The organism is Anaeromyxobacter sp. SG66, from assembly GCF_022690805.1.
Lineage (GTDB): Bacteria > Myxococcota > Myxococcia > Myxococcales > Anaeromyxobacteraceae > Anaeromyxobacter > Anaeromyxobacter soli.
Window position 1 is genome coordinate 14,886 of sequence record NZ_JALCZC010000030.1, and the last position, 16,933, is coordinate 31,818.

A 16,933-nucleotide genomic window follows, 5' to 3' on the forward strand; every position below is an offset into this window, starting at 1 on the left:
TGACGCGTTCGCGCGGGGGCGCTCAACTCCGGGTCCATGACCTTCGCAGTCGCGGCCGACGCGTACGACCGGTACATCGGGCGTTACTCGCGCGAGCTCGCGCCGCGCTTCCTCGACTTCGCGGGCGTGCAGGCGGGGCCCGTGCTCGACGTGGGGTGCGGGCCGGGCGGGCTCACCGCCGTGATGGCGCAGCGCTTCGGGGCGGTGAAGGTCGCGGCGGTCGATCTCTCCGAGTCGTTCGTCGCCGCGTGCCGCACGCGCGTCCCGGGCGCCTACGTACGCCTCGCGTCCGCCGAGGCGCTCCCCTTCGCCGACGGCACGTTCGAGGCGGCCCTGTCGCAGCTCGTGCTGACCTTCGTCAAGGAGCCGGACCGGATGGCGGCCGAGCTGCGCCGGGTGGTCCGTCCCGGCGGCGTCGCGGCGGCCTGTACGTTCCAGGCGGAGGGCTTCGCCCTCGTCCGGACGTTCTGGGAGGCCGCGAGGCGCTTCGACCCGAACGCACCCGACGACGCCCGGCTCCCCTTCCGCCGCATGCCGGAGCTCGTCGCGCTGTGGGAGCGCGCCGGCCTCCGCGACGTCGCGACCGGCCACATCGACCTCGAGGAGCGCTACGCCGACTTCGACGATCTCTGGGCGCCGTTCGCCTTCGGGATCGGGCCGGCCGGCGGCTACCTCGTGGCCCAGCCCGAGGAGCGGCGCGCCGCGATCCGCGAGGCGTACCGCGAGCTCCTCGGCGCGCCGACCGCGCCGTTCTCGCTGCCCGCGCGCGTCATCGCGGTCCGCGGGCGGGTCTGACCGCGTCGCTCGCGGCGGCCCGCGCCGGGCCGTCGCACTCGCCGAGCACCCGCAGCCACTCCGACACCTGCCCGAACACGAGGAACGCGTCGTGGACGCGGCGCTGCCCGTTCTGCCCCCAGACGAAGCGCTGCTTCGGGTCCGCCAGCATCTCGTCCAGGACCTGCGCGAGCTCCTCGGGGTCGTCCGGGTGCGTGACGAGCCGGCCGTCCACGCCGTCGCGGATCTGCTGGCGCAGCCCCCAGGCCTGCGTCCCCAGGACCGGCACCGCCTTCCACATCGCCTCGGTGGCCGTGAGCCCGAAGCCCTCGCGCAGCGAGTTCTGCACCACGACCGTGGAGCAGCGCTGGAGGGCGTTCACCATGAGCGCGTTCTCCTTCACCGAGGCCATCGGCAGCGTCAGGACGGCCACGTCCGCCTGCGCGCCCGGCTCGAGGGCCCGGTACGCGGCGGTCAGCTCGGCCAGCACCTCGCGCGCCTCGGGATCGTCCTGGATCGCCGCGGGGTCCGGCCCGGCGAGCACGAGACGCACGATCTCCAGGCGGCGCCGGTGCCTCGGAGGGTGAGCCCCGTCGCCCGCGCGGCGCTTCAGGGCGAGGAACCCGTCGAGCAGCGGCCGGAACCCCTTCAGCCGATCCCAGCGGGAGACCTGGGTCACCACGGGGCGGAACAGGAGCCCGATGTCGCTCGGCTGATCCGCCGGCGCGAACGTGCCGTCGGACCGGAGCCGGAGCGCCGGGTGCGCGAACGGCGGGGTCAGCACGGGGTGGGCGCCGGCGACGAGCGCGGAGTTGCAGAGGACACCCACGAGCTTGTGGGGGGAGAGCTCGCGGTTCTTGTGGCCGAGCGGGTCGATGGTGGGGCGCATCACCGAGGCGCGCGCTGCGAGGAACCCGGGGACGTACTCGGGGGCCGAGAAGATCGCGTGATCGTGACGTTCGGCGTACGGCCGGAGGAAGGTCCACGCGGCGCTCGCGATGGGCGACTCCACCTCGAGGCCGATGTGGCAGCGCCAGATCGCGTGCAGCCCCGGCATCGCCTTCAGGAGCGCGCCCGCCCCGAGCGGCTGCGGATCGTGCACGACGAGGATGTCGCCCGGCGCGAGGAGCGGACGCAACGCGTGGGCGCACTCGCTGCTCACGCTCTCGTAGAGCTCCCGCTCCGAGGGACCGAGGCGCGGGTCGCCCTCTCCGTGGAGGAGCGCGTGGAGGCGCTTCGTGAGCGCGAAGAACTCCGGGCGGTCCGTCCGCATCACCACCCACTCGGTGGCGACCCCCAGCTCTCGCATGATGGAGATGAGCCGGGGCATCATCTCCGCGACGCCGCCGCCCTGCCGCGTCGAGCTCAGCATCCAGACCCTTCGCCCGGCGAGCTTCGGGACGCACGGCTCCGCCTCGGACCGAAGCTGCCGCACGCCTTCGGCGAGATGCAGGAACCGGGTGTAGTCGTCGAGCCCGACGTGCTCCTCGAGCTCGACCCGTTCGATCATGGCGCGCCTCGAGCAAGGGCCTGCTGGCCCGGGTGAACCCATCCCACGATCACCGCCGATCATTGTCACTCGCCCGACCCGCTCGCGCACGACCTCGGCGGAGCAGGTCGCTTCCCGATCCGTGTCCGCCGTGTCCGGGCGGCGCTCGCGCGCGACGTAACGGATCCCGCGGCCGGAGACACCCGGCGCCATGACCCGGGCAGCGCCCGCGATCCCGAACCCTCGGAGGACCAGATGGACAAGCGAAACCCAGCAGACGTCGAGCACCGCATCGCGAAGATCGAGGCCGCAGGCACCGCCATCCTGCGCTATGGAGTCGTGTTCCTGCTCCTCGCGTTCGGCGGGCTGAAGTTCGCCGGGTTCGAGGCGAAGGCGATCCAGCCGCTCGTCTCGAACAGCCCGTTCATGAGCTGGCTGTACGCGATCCTGAGCGTCCAGGGCGTCTCGAACCTCGTCGGCGTCATCGAGCTCGCGGCGGGGCTCCTCATCGCCTCGCGGCGCTTCTCGCCCGTGGCGTCGGCGATCGGCAGCGCGCTCGCGACCGTCATCTTCGCGACCACGCTCTCGTTCCTCTTCACGACGCCAGGCGGGCTGTCGCCGCAGGGCCCCGCGTTCGGCTTCCTCGTGAAGGACCTCGTCCTGCTCGGCGCGTCGGTGTACACGGCGGCCGAGGCGCTGCGCGCGGCCCGGGGCCGGACCGCGGTGGTCGCCCCGGCCCTCGCGGGGCTCGCGAAGCCTGCGTCCCACGCGGCGTCCTGAGCACGAGCGGCCGCAACGGGAGAGAGCCCGCCACGCCTCCCCCCGGAGCGGGCTCCCCCGGTCCGGCCGGCCGCGCACCTCGCGCGGCCCGGCCGGTCCGGGCCTTTGCGCGCCTCGGAGCGCCTCAGCCCGGGATCCCGGCGAGCCGCTCGAGCGCCGCGATCATCGTGCCGAGGAGCGCGTTCACGGGCGTCGCGATCCCGTGTCGCCGGCCGAGCTCGACGACCGCGCCGGCGAAGATCTCGACCTCGGTCTTCCGCCCGGCCTCCACGTCCTGGAGCATGGAGGTCTTCCCGCCCGGCGCGAGGGTCGCGAGGATGGGGAAGATGCGCTCCACGTCCTCGGGGCCGAGCGCGATCCCCTCGCGCGCGGAGAGCGCCACCACCTCCAGCGCCGCGGCGCGCGTGAGCTCGCGGATCTCCGGGACGGCGCCGAACGCGCGATAGGGGACCCGCAGGACGGCCGAGACCTGGTTCACCCCCACGTTGAGCATGAACTTCCACCACTGCTCGCGGAGGATGTCGGCGGGGACCACGGCGGGGATGCCGGCGCGCGCGAGGAGCGCCTCGACCGCGACCACGCGCGGATCGCCCCGGTCGTTGGAGGCCGCGCCGAAGACGAGCCGGCCGATGTTCGCGTAGCGGACGTGGGTCCCTTCCCGGACCACGTCGTTGCCGACCACGAAGGCGTGCAGCACCTTCTCGGCCCCGAACGCGCGCGCGAGGGCCGCCTCGCTCGTGATGCCGTTCAGGAGCGGGAGGATGATCGTCCTCTCGCCCACCCGGGAGCGAACGTCCTCGATGGCGGCGGCGAGCTGGGGGTGCTTCACCGCGACGAGCAGGAGGTCCGCGGGCGGACCCGGCTCGCCGGGCGCGATCACCCGCACGTCGATGCGCCGTCCATTCACGGTGAGTCCCTCCCGCAGGAGGCGCTCGCGGCGCTCACCGCCCGCGACGACGGAGAGGTCCGCGCCGTCCGTGTCCTGGAAGCGCTCGGCGTAGGCGCTGCCCACCGCCCCCGCGCCGCAGATCACCACGCGCTCGAGCGTTCGCATCGGCGCTCCCGGGGCGCCGCGGGGAGTTGATGGCATTAGAGGATTCTAGCCGATGGGCTCTGGCGGCCCGCCGTACGCCGCACCCCCGCCCGGCGCGTAACGAAACCCCGCCTCCCTCGTACCTCCCGAAGCGATGCCTCGCTCCAAGCAGCCCTGGCTCATCCGGACCACCCACTGGGCCAACCTCGTCTTCCTCGTCGTCATGGCCGGGAGCGGGCTCCGCATCCTGGCCGCGTACCCCTTCCTCGGCGAGCGCGGCCGGGACTACGGCTGGTATCTGCTGCAGGGCATGCGCCCGCCCGACGCCCTGACGATCGGCGGGTGGCTCGCCGGGGCGCGACACTGGCACTTCGCCTTCGCCTGGCTCTTCGTCGCGAACGCGCTCGTCTACGGCGTGTATCTCTTCGCGAGCGGCGAGTGGCGGCGGCGGCTCTTCTCCCCGCGCCGCGACGCGCGGAACGCGTGGGGCACCCTCCTCCACGATCTGCGGCTGCGCAGGGAGGCTCCGCCGCCGGTCGGCCTCTACAACGGCATGCAGCGGCTCACGTACACGGGGGTCCTCGCGGCCGCTCCGCTCCTCGTCCTCTCGGGCCTCGCCATGTACAAGCCGGTGCAGCTCTCGCTCCTCACCGCGCTCCTCGGCGGTTACGACGCCGCCCGCGCCATTCACCTGCTCGTGCTCGCGGGGCTCGCGCTCTTCACCGTCGTCCACGTGGTCCAGGTGGTGCTTCACCCGCGGACGCTCGCCGGCATGACGGTCGGGCGGGACCTCGGCCCGGAGGAGCGCCGGGCTCCGCGGGAGACGCGGCTCCCGGAGGAGGCGCCATGAGCTCGACGCGACGGAACTTCCTCTCGGGTGGGCTCCGCTCGGCCGGGCTCCTCGCGCTCGGCGGGCTCGCGTGCGACGGCGATCGCCCGCACGCGGGGTTCCTCGGCCTGATGGAGAACGTCAACGAGCGCTTCCAGCGCGCGCTGTTCGATCCGGGCCGGCTCGCCCCCGAGCTCTCCGAGGGGGAGGAGAGCGCCCCCGAGGACTTCCCGGCGTACAAGATCTCGAGGGAGCTCCCCGTCGCGCCCGCCGGCTGGGCGCTCGCGGTGCGGGGACTCGTCGCGCGCCCGCTCACCCTGTCCGTCGCGGAGCTCCGGCGCCTCCCGGCCACGCGCACGCGCGTTCGCCACCACTGCGTAGAGGGGTGGTCCGCGGTCGCCTCCTGGGACGGCGTCCGCCTCGCCGAGCTCGCCCGGCTCGCCGGCGTCGACCGGCGGGCGCGCTACGTCGAGTTCCGTTCCTTCGACTCCGGGTACTGGTCGTCCTGGGACCTCGAGAGCGCGCTCCACCCGCAGACGATCCTCGCGTACGGGATGAACGGCGCGCCGCTGCAGCGGGAGCACGGCGCGCCCTTGCGCCTCTACTCCGCCGTGAAGCTCGGCTACAAGATGGTGAAGTACCTCACCGAGGTGAGCTTCCTCCCGGTGCGGACCGGCGGGTACTGGGAAGACCAGGGCTACGAGTGGTTCGCAGGCGTGTGACGGTGGCGCCGCCCGCCACGGGCGGCCCCCAGTCCGGTAGCGCGGCGCGGGGACGGCGTCGCGGGGCCTCCGCGGGCTGCGCTCACTTCGCCCGCGCCCGGTGCGGCACCGGGCAGGAGAGGGCGCCGTGCTTCTCGTCCCACTGCTGGTGGTAGTCCTCCGCCACCCAGAACGGGCCGGCCGCCGCGATCTCCGTCGTGATCGGGTCCGCGAGGTGCTTCTGCTCCTCGGCGCGCGAGGCGAGCGCCGCGGCCTGCTGCTCTGGACCGAAGGTGAAGATGGCGGACCGGTACTGGCTGCCGCGATCCGGGCCCTGGCGATCGCCGCTCGTCGAGTCGTGGGTCTTCCAGAAGAACGCGAGCAGCTCCGGGTAGCTCACCTTCGCGGGATCGTACTCGAGGAGGACCGCCTCGGCGTGGCCGGTGGTGTTCGTGCACACGTCCTCGTAGCTGGGGTTCCGGGCCCGCCCGCCCGTGTAGCCCACCGCGGTCGCCACGACGCCGGGCACCTTGCGGAAGCGCTCCTCCACGCCCCAGAAGCAGCCCTGGGCGAAGATCGCGAGCTGGTTCTTCCCGGAGGCGACGAGCGCCGTGCCGTGGCCGACGTGGCCCGGCTTCGTGCCCACGCTGGGGTTGCCGATCTGGCCGTCGCCTCCGCGCCCGGCGCGGGCGGGAGCGCCGAGGAGCTGGACCGTCGCGACGGCGGCCGCGAGGGCGCCGAGGAGCAGGGCAAGCTTCACGGGCTCGTCCTCCCGTCGCTCGAGGGCGCCGTGGCGTCCACCGACTCGAACATGGGCAGGAACCTCGCGTACCCCTCCTCGGCCAGCCGCTCGACCGGGACGAAGCGCAGCGCCGCGGAGTTCATGCAGTAGCGCAGCCCCGTGGGCGGGGGCCCGTCGTCGAACACGTGGCCCAGGTGCGAGCCGGCCTGCCGCGAGCGGACCTCGGTCCGCGTGAAGAGGAGGCTGCGATCGCTGCGGGTCGAGATGCTCGCGGGATCGAGTGGACGGGTGAAGCTGGGCCAGCCCGTGCCGGAGTCGAACTTGTCGAGAGAGCTGAAGAGCGGCTCGCCGGAGACGACGTCCACGTAGATGCCGGCCCGGTGCTCGTCCCAGTAGGCGTTGCGGAACGCCGGCTCGGTGCCCTCCTGCTGCGTCACCCGGTACTGCTCGGGAGAGAGGCGCCGGTGGAGCTCCTCGTCCGACGGCTTCCGGTAGGTCGACATCTTCGAGGTCTCCTGCGCGACGGCCGGGCGGGGCGCCGCTTCGGTCCCGCCCGCTCGAGCCCCACAGGCGAGGGTGGACAGCCAGAGGAACGCGAAGACGGCTCCCGGATGGCTCGCGTGCGGCATGTGCTCGCTCCGTTCGTTCCCTCCAGGAACGTGCGCTCCTGGGGTGCTCCGAGTACGCGCGACCGGAGGCGCCGGTTACTCGCGGCGGCTGCGTAACCCGGAGCCCTCGGCGCACGTATGCGGGGTCAGGTGAACGAGGAGGCCCTGATGGAGGCCTACGTCGCGGGAGACGCGGGAGCGTTCGAGCGCCTGTTCCGTTCTCTCGCGCCGTCCGTTCACGCGTTCTTCGTGCGATCGGTCGGGCCTGGAGCGGTGGCCGAGGATCTCCTGCAGAGTACGTTCTTGAAGATGCACGTCGCGCGCGCGAGCTGGCGGGGAGGGGAGCGGCTCCGCCCCTGGGTCTTCACCATCGCAGGGCGCGTGCGGATCGACTGGCTGAGAAAGCAGGGGCGCGAGGTGCAGGAGGGCGACGACGAGGTCATGGATCCCGGGGCGCGTGATGCGGGAGAGGCAGTCCTGGCAGGGCAGCGGGCCGAGCGGGTGCGGGTCGCCCTGGAAGGCCTCGCCGAGCCTCAGCGCGTCGTGGTCTACCTGCACCGCTTCGAGGAGCTCGGCTTCGCCGAGATCGGCCGCGTGCTGGGCATCTCCGAGGGCGCCGCCAAGCTGCGGGCGTTTCGCGCCTACGAGCAGCTTCGCGTCGCCCTCGCGGATCTCGTCGCGGAGGACCGCTCATGACCGGCCGCGAGCACGTCGGGGGCGACGCGCCGGGGCTCGCCGCGCTGGCCCCCGACGACCCGGAGCGGATCGCCGCCGCGTTGCACGCGAAGGCGTGCGCGGAGTGCGCCCGCGCGCTCCGGGAGGCGGAGCGGCTCCAGGTGCTCATCGAGCGCTCGGACCCCGTGCCGCTGCCGGCGGGGGCGCTCGAGCGGGTGTCTCGCTCGATCGTCGCCGAGCTCCGGCGCGAGGCGCGCAGGCGTACGATCGGGTCGAGCGCCGCGGCCTGCGTGGCCGCCCTCGTGTTCGTGGTGATCGCGCGGAGCCGCTCCGGCGCGATCGATGACTGGGGCAGGGCCGGTCTCGTGCTGGCGCTCGCCCTCGCCCTCGCCGCGGCGGCGAACCGGAGGCCGCTGCTCGTCCTCGGGGGGAGCGTGGTCGCGACGATCCTCGCCGGGATCGCCGCTGCCGGGACCCCCATCGCCGGCGCACCGGGCGCGGACTGCCTCGCGAGCGAGCTCGCCGCTGCGGCGCTGGTGCTGGGGGCGGTCTGGCTCGCGCTCCGCGGGGGCTCCACCTCGCCGGCGCGCCTCGCTGTCGCGGGGGTGGCGGCGGCCGGGGCGCTGGCCGGCGACGCCGCGCTCCAGGTCACCTGCGGACTGCAGAGCGAGGTCCCGCACCTCCTGGCCTTCCACGTGGGCGGGGTGCTCCTGGCCGCGGCCGGCGCGAGCCTGCTCTGGCGGCGGCCGCGCCTGCGCGTCGCGTGACGCGGGGCGCGGCCCGGAGCGCTTTCTTCGCAGGCCCGCCGAGCAGAGAACGCGTCACGCCGCGCCCGGGGGGCGGCGCTTCCAGTCGCGGAACGCGCGCAGCAGGCGCGTGCGCGCCTCCTCCGGGAGCGACTCCTCCGAGAGTCGGCCCGCGGCCCGCAGCGTCGCGCGCAGCGTCTGGACGTGAGCCTCGCACCCGGGGCAGACGGCGAGGTGCAGCTCGAAGCGCGTCCGCTCGTCGGGCGCGAGCGCGTTCTCGAGGTACTCCGTGACGAGCTCGACGAGCTCGCGGCACGTCAGCTCGCCGGGGAGCTCGCCGGTCGTCGCGCCGCTCACGACAGGGCGTACCGCGGGAGCGCCATGACGACCGACTGGAGGCCCTCGGCGAACGAGGGGTGCACGACCTCCATGTCGACCAGCGCGCGCACCGGTGCGCCGGCCTGCATGAGCGCCGCGAAGACGTGGATGAGCTCGCCCGCCTCCGCGCCCACGATGGACGCGCCGACGATCCGCTCGCTCACCGGATCGACGAGCACCCTGAGGACGCCCGCCTTCTCGTCGGTCTCGATCGCGCGCGCGACGCTGCCGAACGGCAGGGTCGCGACCTCGTACCGGACGCCCTTCTCCTTGGCCTCGTGCTCGGTGAGCCCCACGCCCGCGACCTGGGGGTCGGTGTACGCGGTGTACGGGATGAGTCGATCCTTCCGGCCGCGGCCCGGCTTTCCCGTGAGGACGTCGAACAGGAGCCGGTGGTCGTCCCAGGCCGCGTGCGTGAACTGCGGGCCGCCCGCGCAGTCGCCCACCGCGTAGACCCCCGGCGCGCTCGACTGATAGTGATCGTCCACCTCGACGAAGCCGTGCCCGTCGAGCTTCACGCCGGCCGCGTCGCAGCCCAGGTCGTCGGTGTTGGGCCTGCGGCCGGTGGCGACGAGGAGGTGGGAGCCCGTCACCGCGCGCCCGCTCGAGAGCCCCACCGTGATGCGTCCGGGCTCGCCGGAGACGCGCTCGGCGCGGACGCCGAGCGCGAGCGCGAGGCCCTCGTCCCGGAAGAACCCCTCGATCGCCTCCGAGATCTCGGGGTCCTCGTGGCCGAGGAGGTGCGGGGCGGGCTCGACCACGGTCACGTCGGCGCCGAAGCGCCGGTACGCCTGGGCGAGCTCGCACCCGATGTAGCCGCCTCCCACGACCACGAGGTGCGACGGGAGCTCCGTGAGCTCCATCAGGCGCCGGTTGTCGAGCCAGGGCACGCCGCCGAGGCCGGGGATGGGCGGCTCGATCGGCCGGGCGCCCACGTTCAGGATCACGACCGCGGCGCGGTGGCGCTCGCCCGCGACCTCCACGGTCCGCTCGCCGACGAGCCGCGCATGGCCGCGGACCAGCCGGAGGTTCGCGCCGGCGCCGGCGAGGCGCTTCGCGATGCTCTCCTGCCAGCGGCGGACGATCGCGTCCTTCCGCGCGATGACCGCGGGGAGGTCCACCTTCACGGCCCCGGCCTGCACGCCGAGCCGGCCCGCCGTCCGCGCGACGTGTGCGGCGCGGGCGCTCGCGACGAGCGTCTTCGTGGGCGTGCAGCCCGTGTTGGTGCACGTGCCGCCGAGCGGCCCGCGCTCCGCGAGGAGCACCCGCTGGCCGTGGCTCGCGAGGCGGGTGGCGAGCGGCACGCCCGCCTGGCCGCTGCCGACGACGATCGCGTCGAGGTCCATGGGGGTCTCCCGGGGCACGCGCACGGGACGTCCGCACGCGAGCGGTGTGGGAAAAGCTGGCCACCGTTACGCTCCCGAGCAGGGCGCCTGGCCGCGCGGCCGGGGCGACGCTCAGGCCGCCCGCCGCCCATGCCAGCTCACCGGGTGGCCGGCCTCGAGCGTCGGGCACGGGTCGCCGGCGAAGTACGCGCGCGCCTCGAGCCGCCCGGCGTGGCCGAGCGCCACCGCCGCCTCGCGGCGGTCCAGGAACCGCCCCGCGACGGTGAGGAACCCCGCCTGCCACTCCTCGAGGTCCGCGTCGAGGCCGTCGGGCAGCAGCGTCACGTCGTGGAACGGGCCGGTGGCGACCACGGCGCCCGTGATGCAGCTCCGGAACGCCGCCTGCTCGAGGTCGTGCTCGTGCTCTGCGTGCGCCATGACGTCCTCGCTCTCCTCTCGTCGTAGAGGCGCGGAGGGTCACCTCCGTTACACGAGCGGCGGCAGCTCGGCGGGCGGGCGCCCGTGCATTGGCGCCTGCCCCTTGCGCACGAGGTGGAGTCGCCCGACTCCGAACGGCCGTCCCCGTCGAAGCACAGTGGCCCGGCGCCCTGCGAGCTACATCCGGCGCGACCCGCGTTCCTGGCAGGGGAGGTGCCGCGGATGGAGCCGCCGTGCGTTTCGGAGCCGGTCGGGTGCGCAGCCGAGGAGCGAGAGCTCGCGGCCCTCCGCGCCGGCGACGAGGCCGCGTTCCTCGCCCTCGTGACGCGCCATCACGGCGCGATGGTGCGGGTCGCGGCGACGTTCGTGCGGAGCCAGGCGGTGGCGGAGGAGGTCGTGCAGGAGGCGTGGCTCGGCGTGCTCCGGGGGCTCCACCTCTTCGAGGGGCGCTCGTCGCTCAAGTCCTGGATCTTCAGCATCCTCGTGAACTGCGCGAAGGCGCGGGGGCTGAAGGAGAGTCGCTCGGTGCCGATGTCGTCGCTCGGACCGGACGACGAGGAGGACGCGCCGTCGGTGTCGCCGGATCGCTTCCGGGGAGACGAGGACCGGTGGGCCGGCCACTGGTCGGAGCCGCCCGAGCCCTGGCCCGACGCGCGCGCGGAGTCGAGCGAGCTGGTCGCGCTCGTGGCCGAGGCGCTCGAGACGCTCCCGCACGCTCAGCGAACGGTCATGTCCCTGCGCGACGTCGAGGGCTGGGAGGCCGGCGAGGTGTGCGCGCTGCTCGGCATCACGGAGGTGAACCAGCGCGTGCTGCTGCACCGCGCCCGCTCGAAGGTGCGCGCCTTCCTCGAGGCGCGCATGGGACGGGAGGAGGCGCCGTGACGGCCGCGGTCCCCGATCTCTCCTGCCGCGAGCTCGTCGAGCTCGTGACGGACTACCTGGAGGCGACCCTGCCGGTCGAGGAGCGGACCCGCTTCGAGCTGCACCTCACCTACTGCGACTGGTGCCGCACCTACCTCGCCCAGATGCGCCGGGTCCTCGAGCGCGCCGGCGAGCTCACCGAGGAGTCCGTCGCGCCCGAGGCGCGCGACGCGCTGCTCGCGATCTTTCGCGACTGGAAGAAGGGCTCCGGAGGCGGCGCGTGATCGCCTTCAAGTTCCTCGCCGCGGGCGCGCTCGCCCCCTTCACCCGCTTCCAGTGGCCCGCGTCGGGCGAATGGGTGAGCGCCGCAGCCCATCGGCCCGAGCTCTGGATCCACGCCTGCCGCGCGGGCGATCTCCCGTACTGGCTCGCCGACGAGCTCTGGCGGATCGAGCTCGACGGCCCGGTGAGAGAGGCCCGCTACCAGGTCGCGGCTCCCCGCGCGCGGCTGGTCGCGCGCGTCGCGGCCTGGGATCGGGCGCTCGCCGGGGACTACGCGCGGGCGTGCGCGCTGCGCGCCCGCGACCTCGCCCTGCCGCACGTGCCCACCGCGGCGCGGGACGCGCTCGCGCGAGCGACCGAGCTCGACGCGATCGCGGACGTCGCGAGCGGCGCAGGCCCCGCCTCCCGCGCGGCGGAGCTCGTGGCCGACGCCGCCCAGAACGCGCTGCACGTCGGCCCCGCGACGACCTCCTACATCGCCGCGACGCTCGCCTCCGCGCTGGGCGGCGGGCTCGCGGCGTTCGAGGCGGAGCGCGCGTGGCAAGCGCGGTGGCTCGCCGAGCGGCTCCGGGTGGGGGAGGTGGACTCGGGGCCGTGAGTCACCGGGCCCCGGACGGCATCCGCGATCACGGCGCCGGAGACGGCGGCGTGCTCGCGGCCGCGGCGTGGGCGGAGCGCTCGAGCCAGCCGCCGCCGAGCGCCTTGTAGAGGGCGACGAGGTTCCCGAGCCGCGCGAGCCGCGACTGGATGAGCTGCTGCTGCGCGGCGTACAGGTCGCGCTGAGCGACGAGCACGGTCACGTAGCTGTCGACGCCCTTGCGGTAGCGCAGGTCGGAGATGGCGTAGCGCCGCTGCTCGGCCTCGACGCGCGCCGTCTGGGCGGCGAGCTGATCGTCGAGCGACGCCCGCGCGGCGAGGGCGTCGGCGACCTCGCGGAACGCGACCTGGATCGCCTTCTCGTACCGGGCGACCTCGATCGACTTCCGCACCTCCGCCGCGTCGAGGTTCGCGCGGTTCCGGCCGCCGGTGAAGAGCGGCAGGGTGAGCTGGGGCGTGAAGCTCCAGAGCCCGGAGCCGGCGCCGAAGAGCCCGGAGAGCTCGCCGCTCGCGGTGCCGCCGAACGCGGTGAGGGTGATGGAGGGGAAGAACGCGGCGCGCGCGGCGCCGATGCTGGCGTTCGCCGCCCGGAGCGCGTGCTCCGCTCCGAGGATGTCCGGCCGCCGCTGCAGGAGCTCCGACGGGAGCCCGGGCGGGAGGTCGGCGAGGAGCGGCGCGGCCTCGAGCGGCTCGGGGGCGGGGAGCCCCGCCGGCAAGGGCTGGCCGACGAGGAGCACGAGCGCGTTCTGCGCCTGCTCGCGCTGCTGCGCGTACGCGGCGAGGTTGAAGCGGGCCGAGAGCACCTGCGACTCCGCCGTGCGCAGGTCGAGCTCCGAGGTGCGCCCCACGTCGTAGCTGCGCTTCGTGAGGTCGTAGGAGGCCTGGAGCGTCTTCAGCGTCTGCCGCGCGAGCGCGACCTGATCGTCGAGCGCGCGGGCGGCGAGGTACTGGGTGGCGATCTCGGCGACGAGCGAGAGGTGGGCGCTCCGCCGGGCCTCCTCGGTCGCGAGGTACTGCTCGAGCGCCGAGCGCTTGAGGCTGCGGACCCGCCCGAACAGATCGAGCTCGAACGCGGTGACGCCCGCGCCGACCTCCCACTGCGTGCTCGTGGAGGCGCGGCCGGTGGGGCTGAGGTCGGCGTCGACGTGCTGGCGCGTGGCGCTCGCGGTGCCCGCCACGGTGGGGAGCTGCTGCGAGCGCTGGATGCGGTACTGCGCGCGCGCGAGCTCGACGTTCAGGGCGGCGACGCGGAGGTCCCGGTTGTTCTCGAGCGCGAGCGCGATGAGGGCCTGCAGGCGCGGGTCGCCGAACACGTCGCGCCAGCCGAGCTCCGCCGGCGCTGCCCCGGGCGCCGCGGCGCGCGCCGCCTCCGCGGCGGCGCCCTCGGGCCACTGCCCGGCGACGGGAGCCTCGGGGCGGCGGTAGCGCGGCGCGAGGGTGCAGCTCGCGAGGAGGACCGCGGCCGTGGCCGCGGCGAGCGGGGCGCTACGCATGGAGCGCCTCCCCCTCGGTCCCCCCGTCCCCCTCCTCGTCGCCCTCCGCCGGCGCGGGGGCCGAGGTGACCCTGGCGCGGCGCCCGATCACGACGAAGAACACCGGGATGAAGAGCACGCCGAGCACCGTCGCCGAGATCATGCCGCCCGCCACGGCGAAGCCGATGGCGTTCTGGCTCCCGGCGCCCGCGCCGCGCGCGAGCGCGAGCGGCAGGACCCCGAGGATGAACGCGAGCGAGGTCATGAGGATCGGCCGGAGCCGCATGCGCGCGGCCTCGAGGGCGGCCTCCACCACGCCTCTCCCGCGTTCGCGCAGCTCCTTCGCGAACTCGACGATGAGGATGGCGTTCTTCGCCGAGAGCCCGATGGTCGTGAGCAGGCCGACCTGGAAGTAGACGTCGTTCGCGAGCCCGCCGAGGAGCGTCGCGAGCACCGCGCCGAGCACGCCGAGCGGCACGACGAGCATGACGGCGGCCGGGATGGACCAGCTCTCGTACAGCGCCGCGAGGCACAGGAACACGACGAGCAGCGAGATCGCGTAGAGCGCGGGGGCGTTCGCGCCCGACAGCCGCTCCTCGTACGAGAGCCCGGACCACTCCGAGCCGACGCCGGTGGGGAGCTGCTTCACGATGGACTCCATGGCGGCCATGGCCTCGCCGGTGCTGTGACCCGGCGCGGCCTCGCCCTGGATCACCACCGCCGGCGTCCCGTTGAAGCGCTCCAGCTTCGGCGAGCCGTAGGTCCAGCGACCGCTCGAGAACGACGAGAACGGGACCATCTGGCCCTGGCGGTTCCGGACGTACCAGCGCTCCACGTCCGCGGGCTGCATCCGGAACGGCGCGTCCGCCTGCAGGTACACGCGCTTCGTGCGGCCCTTGTCGATGAAGTCGTTCACGTAGGAGATGCCCCACGTGGAGGACAGGGTGGCGTTCACGTCGGCGAGCGACACGCCGAGCGCCGCGGCCTTCTGCTGGTCCACGTCCACCTTGTACTGCGGCGTGTCCTCGAGGCCGGCGGGCCGGACCTTGGCGAGGGCGGGGTGCTTGGCGGCGAGGCCGAGGAGCTGGTTGCGCGCCGCCACGAGCTGCTCGTGGCCGAGGCCGCCGCGGTCCTGGAGCTGGAGCTCGAAGCCGGTGGCGTTGCCGAGCTCGGAGACGGCGGGCGGGACGAACGCGAACACCATCGCGTCCTTGATGCCCGAGAACGCGGCCATGGCGCGGCCGGCCACCGCCTTCGCCTTGAGCCGCGCCTCCTTGCGCTCGCTCCAGTCCTTGAGCTTCACGAACGCGACGCCCGCGTTCTGGCCGCGGCCGCCGAAGTTGAAGCCCACGATGCTCATCGCCGACTCGACCGCGTCCTTCTCGTCGTGCAGCAGCTGGTCGGACACCCGCAGCATGATCTCGCGGGTGTGCTCGAGCGTGCTCCCGGGCGGGAGCAGCACCTGCACGAAGAGCTGGCCCTGGTCCTCCTCGGGGAGGAACGCGGTGGGCACGCGCAGGAAGAGCGCCGACAGCGCGGCGACGATCGCGACGTAGGCGATCATGGCCCGCCCGGTCCGGCCGAGCAGGGCGCCGACGAGCCCGCGGTAACGCGCGCTGCCGCGGTCGTACAGGCGGTTGAACGCGCCGAAGAGGCCGCCCCGCTCGAGGCCGTGGCCCTTCGCGACCGGCTTCAGCATGGTCGCGCAGAGCGCGGGGGTGAGCGTCAGCGCGACGACGACGGAGAGCGCCATCGACGAGACGAGCGTGATCGAGAACTGGCGGTAGATGACGCCCACCGAGCCGCCGAAGAAGGCCATCGGGACGAACACCGCGGCGAGCACGAGCGCGATGCCGACGAGCGCGCCGGTGATCTGCCCCATCGACTTGCGCGTGGCCTCCCGGGGCGAGAGCCCCTCCTCGCTCATCACGCGCTCGACGTTCTCGACGACCACGATGGCGTCGTCGACGAGGAGCCCGATGGCGAGCACCATGCCGAACATGGTGAGCGTGTTCACGCTGTACCCCGCCGCCGCGAGCACGCCGAACGTGCCGAGCAGCACGACCGGCACCGCGATGGTGGGGATGAGCGTCGCCCGGAAGTTCTGGAGGAACAGGTACATCACGAGGAAGACGAGCAGGATCGCCTCGAGGAGCGTCTTCACGACCTCCTCGATGGAGAGCCGCACGAAGGGCGTCGTGTCGATCGGGTAGACGACCTTCATCCCCGGCGGGAAGAACCGCGACAGCTCGTCCAGCCGCGCGCGCACGGCGCTCGCCGTGGCGAGCGCGTTCGCCCCGCTGGCGAGCTTGATGCCCATGCCGGCCGCCGGGCGGCCGTTGTAGTAGCTCTCGATCTCGAAGGTCTCGCCGGCGAGCTCGACGCGCGCGACGTCGCCGAGCCGCACCTGCGAGCCGTCCGGGTTCACGCGCAGGAGGACGTCGCGGAACTGCTCCGGAGTCTGGAGCCGCGTCTGCGCGGTGATGGTCGCGTTGAGCTCCTGCCCCTTCACGGCGGGCGCGCCGCCGAGCTGGCCGGCCGAGACCTGGGCGTTCTGCGCCTGGACCGCGCCGCTCACGTCGAGCGGGGTGAGGCCGTAGTTCGTGAGCTTCTCCGGGTCGAGCCAGATCCGCATGGCGTACGCCGACCCGAACGCCTGCACGTCGCCGACGCCCGTCACGCGGCTCACCTGGTCCTGGAGCGTCGAGACGACGTAGTCCGCAAGGTCGTTGCGGCTCATGCTGCCGTCCTCGGAGACGAAGCCGGCGATCATGAGGAAGTTGTTCACCGCCTTGGCGACGCGGACGCCCTGGCGCTGCACCTCCTGCGGCAGCAGCGGCATCGCGAGCTGCAGCTTGTTCTGGACCTGGACCTGCGCGATGTCCGGGTTCGTCCCGGCGTCGAAGGTGAGGACCACGCTCGCGTTGCCGGCCGAGTCGCTCGTCGCGGACAGGTAGCGCAGGTGATCGAGGCCGTTCATCTTCTGCTCGATCACCTGGGTGACCGTGTCCTCGAGCGTCTTCGCCGACGCGCCGGGGTAGCTCGCGTTGACGCTGATGACGGGCGGCGCGATCGCCGGGTACTGCGCCACCGGCAGGGACAGGACGGAGAGGACCCCCGCCAGCATCACGATGATCGCGATCACCCACGCGAAGATGGGGCGATCGATGAAGAACCTGGCCACGGGTGTCCGATCTCCTGGG

The 16,933-nt window shown here is 73.8% G+C and carries 18 protein-coding genes; 9 read left to right on the forward strand and 9 right to left on the reverse strand.

Annotated elements, in window-relative coordinates; genetic code table 11:
* Positions 1 to 36: 36 nt before the first annotated feature.
* Positions 37 to 795 (forward strand): class I SAM-dependent methyltransferase, encoded by a 759-nt coding sequence (locus MNZ39_RS10775; protein WP_242338251.1) that lies wholly within the window; start codon positions 37 to 39, stop codon positions 793 to 795.
* On the opposite strand, the gene MNZ39_RS10780 is transcribed toward MNZ39_RS10775, so the two are convergent.
* Positions 770 to 2,284, reverse strand: coding sequence for a glycosyltransferase (locus MNZ39_RS10780; protein ID WP_242338253.1), 1,515 nt, complete (start codon positions 2,282 to 2,284; stop codon positions 770 to 772). The genes MNZ39_RS10775 and MNZ39_RS10780 overlap by 26 nt on opposite strands.
* Before the next feature lie 234 nt (positions 2,285 to 2,518).
* Here MNZ39_RS10780 and MNZ39_RS10785 point away from each other — a divergent pair, with 234 nt between their 5' ends.
* On the forward strand, positions 2,519 to 3,043 hold the full coding sequence (locus MNZ39_RS10785) for a YkgB family protein (protein WP_242338254.1): 525 nt from the start codon (positions 2,519 to 2,521) through the stop codon (positions 3,041 to 3,043).
* A gap of 124 nt (positions 3,044 to 3,167) precedes the next feature.
* Here the strand turns inward: MNZ39_RS10785 and MNZ39_RS10790 are convergent, their stop codons facing one another.
* Positions 3,168 to 4,097: a ketopantoate reductase family protein gene (locus MNZ39_RS10790; protein WP_242338257.1), complete on the reverse strand. Its 930-nt coding sequence runs from the start codon at positions 4,095 to 4,097 to the stop codon at positions 3,168 to 3,170.
* A 133-nt stretch (positions 4,098 to 4,230) separates the two neighbouring features.
* Between MNZ39_RS10790 and MNZ39_RS10795 the strand changes: the two genes are divergently transcribed.
* Positions 4,231 to 4,926 (forward strand): cytochrome b/b6 domain-containing protein, encoded by a 696-nt coding sequence (locus MNZ39_RS10795; protein WP_242338258.1) that lies wholly within the window; start codon positions 4,231 to 4,233, stop codon positions 4,924 to 4,926.
* Positions 4,923 to 5,627 carry a molybdopterin-dependent oxidoreductase gene (locus tag MNZ39_RS10800; RefSeq protein ID WP_242338260.1) on the forward strand — a complete coding sequence of 235 codons (705 nt, stop codon included), beginning with the start codon at positions 4,923 to 4,925 and terminating at the stop codon, positions 5,625 to 5,627. The genes MNZ39_RS10795 and MNZ39_RS10800 overlap by 4 nt, the downstream gene beginning before the upstream one ends.
* Positions 5,628 to 5,709: 82 nt before the next feature.
* Here the strand turns inward: MNZ39_RS10800 and msrA are convergent, their stop codons facing one another.
* Complete coding sequence (msrA, locus tag MNZ39_RS10805) at positions 5,710 to 6,366, reverse strand: peptide-methionine (S)-S-oxide reductase MsrA (protein WP_242338262.1); 657 nt, start codon at positions 6,364 to 6,366, stop codon at positions 5,710 to 5,712.
* On the reverse strand, positions 6,363 to 6,977 hold the full coding sequence (gene msrB / locus MNZ39_RS10810) for a peptide-methionine (R)-S-oxide reductase MsrB (protein WP_242338264.1): 615 nt from the start codon (positions 6,975 to 6,977) through the stop codon (positions 6,363 to 6,365). The genes msrA and msrB overlap by 4 nt, the downstream gene beginning before the upstream one ends.
* A 147-nt stretch (positions 6,978 to 7,124) precedes the next feature.
* On the opposite strand from msrB, the gene MNZ39_RS10815 reads away from it, so the two are divergent.
* Both MNZ39_RS10815 and MNZ39_RS10820 read left to right on the forward strand, forming a co-directional pair.
* Positions 7,125 to 7,652, forward strand: a complete 528-nt coding sequence (locus tag MNZ39_RS10815; RefSeq protein WP_242338266.1) for an RNA polymerase sigma factor — start codon at positions 7,125 to 7,127, stop codon at positions 7,650 to 7,652.
* Positions 7,649 to 8,398, forward strand: a complete 750-nt coding sequence (locus tag MNZ39_RS10820) for a hypothetical protein (protein WP_242338268.1) — start codon at positions 7,649 to 7,651, stop codon at positions 8,396 to 8,398. The genes MNZ39_RS10815 and MNZ39_RS10820 overlap by 4 nt, the downstream gene beginning before the upstream one ends.
* Positions 8,399 to 8,452: 54 nt before the next feature.
* Here MNZ39_RS10820 and MNZ39_RS10825 read toward each other — a convergent pair whose 3' ends face one another.
* The 3 genes from MNZ39_RS10825 to MNZ39_RS10835 all read right to left on the reverse strand — a co-directional run bounded on the left by MNZ39_RS10825 (position 8,453) and on the right by MNZ39_RS10835 (position 10,518).
* Complete coding sequence (locus tag MNZ39_RS10825; RefSeq protein ID WP_242338269.1) at positions 8,453 to 8,734, reverse strand: anti-sigma factor; 282 nt, start codon at positions 8,732 to 8,734, stop codon at positions 8,453 to 8,455.
* A complete protein-coding gene (locus MNZ39_RS10830) occupies positions 8,731 to 10,101 on the reverse strand; it encodes an NAD(P)/FAD-dependent oxidoreductase (protein WP_242338271.1) in 1,371 nt (456 codons plus the stop codon). The genes MNZ39_RS10825 and MNZ39_RS10830 overlap by 4 nt, the downstream gene beginning before the upstream one ends.
* A gap of 111 nt (positions 10,102 to 10,212) precedes the next feature.
* The gene (locus tag MNZ39_RS10835; protein ID WP_242338273.1) at positions 10,213 to 10,518 is read right to left on the reverse strand and encodes a hypothetical protein; all 306 of its coding nucleotides are present in this window, start codon (positions 10,516 to 10,518) and stop codon (positions 10,213 to 10,215) included.
* Between the two features lie 222 nt (positions 10,519 to 10,740).
* Between MNZ39_RS10835 and MNZ39_RS10840 the strand changes: the two genes are divergently transcribed.
* From MNZ39_RS10840 to MNZ39_RS10850, 3 genes are read left to right on the forward strand one after another with little or no spacing between them, the layout of a single operon-like run.
* The gene (locus MNZ39_RS10840) at positions 10,741 to 11,400 is read left to right on the forward strand and encodes an RNA polymerase sigma factor (protein ID WP_242338274.1); all 660 of its coding nucleotides are present in this window, start codon (positions 10,741 to 10,743) and stop codon (positions 11,398 to 11,400) included.
* Complete coding sequence (locus MNZ39_RS10845) at positions 11,397 to 11,663, forward strand: anti-sigma factor (RefSeq protein WP_242338276.1); 267 nt, start codon at positions 11,397 to 11,399, stop codon at positions 11,661 to 11,663. The genes MNZ39_RS10840 and MNZ39_RS10845 overlap by 4 nt, the downstream gene beginning before the upstream one ends.
* The gene (locus MNZ39_RS10850) at positions 11,660 to 12,259 is read left to right on the forward strand and encodes a hypothetical protein (protein ID WP_242338278.1); all 600 of its coding nucleotides are present in this window, start codon (positions 11,660 to 11,662) and stop codon (positions 12,257 to 12,259) included. The genes MNZ39_RS10845 and MNZ39_RS10850 overlap by 4 nt, the downstream gene beginning before the upstream one ends.
* Positions 12,260 to 12,287: 28 nt before the next feature.
* On the opposite strand, the gene adeC is transcribed toward MNZ39_RS10850, so the two are convergent.
* Together adeC and MNZ39_RS10860 are read right to left on the reverse strand one after the other, a co-directional pair.
* Complete coding sequence (gene adeC / locus MNZ39_RS10855; RefSeq protein ID WP_242338280.1) at positions 12,288 to 13,751, reverse strand: AdeC/AdeK/OprM family multidrug efflux complex outer membrane factor; 1,464 nt, start codon at positions 13,749 to 13,751, stop codon at positions 12,288 to 12,290.
* Positions 13,744 to 16,914, reverse strand: coding sequence for an efflux RND transporter permease subunit (locus MNZ39_RS10860; protein ID WP_242338282.1), 3,171 nt, complete (start codon positions 16,912 to 16,914; stop codon positions 13,744 to 13,746). The genes adeC and MNZ39_RS10860 overlap by 8 nt, the downstream gene beginning before the upstream one ends.
* Positions 16,915 to 16,933 lie beyond the last annotated feature (19 nt).

Coding starts and splice junctions, on each gene's coding strand:
- MNZ39_RS10840 (WP_242338274.1), top strand. CDS start 10,741: ATGGAGCCGCCGTGCGTTTCGGAGCCGGTCGGGTGCGCAGCCGAGGAG.
- MNZ39_RS10830 (WP_242338271.1), bottom strand. CDS start 10,101: ATGGACCTCGACGCGATCGTCGTCGGCAGCGGCCAGGCGGGCGTGCCG.
- MNZ39_RS10795 (WP_242338258.1), top strand. CDS start 4,231: ATGCCTCGCTCCAAGCAGCCCTGGCTCATCCGGACCACCCACTGGGCC.
- MNZ39_RS10820 (WP_242338268.1), top strand. CDS start 7,649: ATGACCGGCCGCGAGCACGTCGGGGGCGACGCGCCGGGGCTCGCCGCG.
- MNZ39_RS10790 (WP_242338257.1), bottom strand. CDS start 4,097: ATGCGAACGCTCGAGCGCGTGGTGATCTGCGGCGCGGGGGCGGTGGGC.
- MNZ39_RS10785 (WP_242338254.1), top strand. CDS start 2,519: ATGGACAAGCGAAACCCAGCAGACGTCGAGCACCGCATCGCGAAGATC.
- msrB (WP_242338264.1), bottom strand. CDS start 6,977: ATGCCGCACGCGAGCCATCCGGGAGCCGTCTTCGCGTTCCTCTGGCTG.
- MNZ39_RS10815 (WP_242338266.1), top strand. CDS start 7,125: ATGGAGGCCTACGTCGCGGGAGACGCGGGAGCGTTCGAGCGCCTGTTC.
- MNZ39_RS10800 (WP_242338260.1), top strand. CDS start 4,923: ATGAGCTCGACGCGACGGAACTTCCTCTCGGGTGGGCTCCGCTCGGCC.
- MNZ39_RS10835 (WP_242338273.1), bottom strand. CDS start 10,518: ATGGCGCACGCAGAGCACGAGCACGACCTCGAGCAGGCGGCGTTCCGG.
- MNZ39_RS10775 (WP_242338251.1), top strand. CDS start 37: ATGACCTTCGCAGTCGCGGCCGACGCGTACGACCGGTACATCGGGCGT.
- MNZ39_RS10780 (WP_242338253.1), bottom strand. CDS start 2,284: ATGATCGAACGGGTCGAGCTCGAGGAGCACGTCGGGCTCGACGACTAC.
- adeC (WP_242338280.1), bottom strand. CDS start 13,751: ATGCGTAGCGCCCCGCTCGCCGCGGCCACGGCCGCGGTCCTCCTCGCG.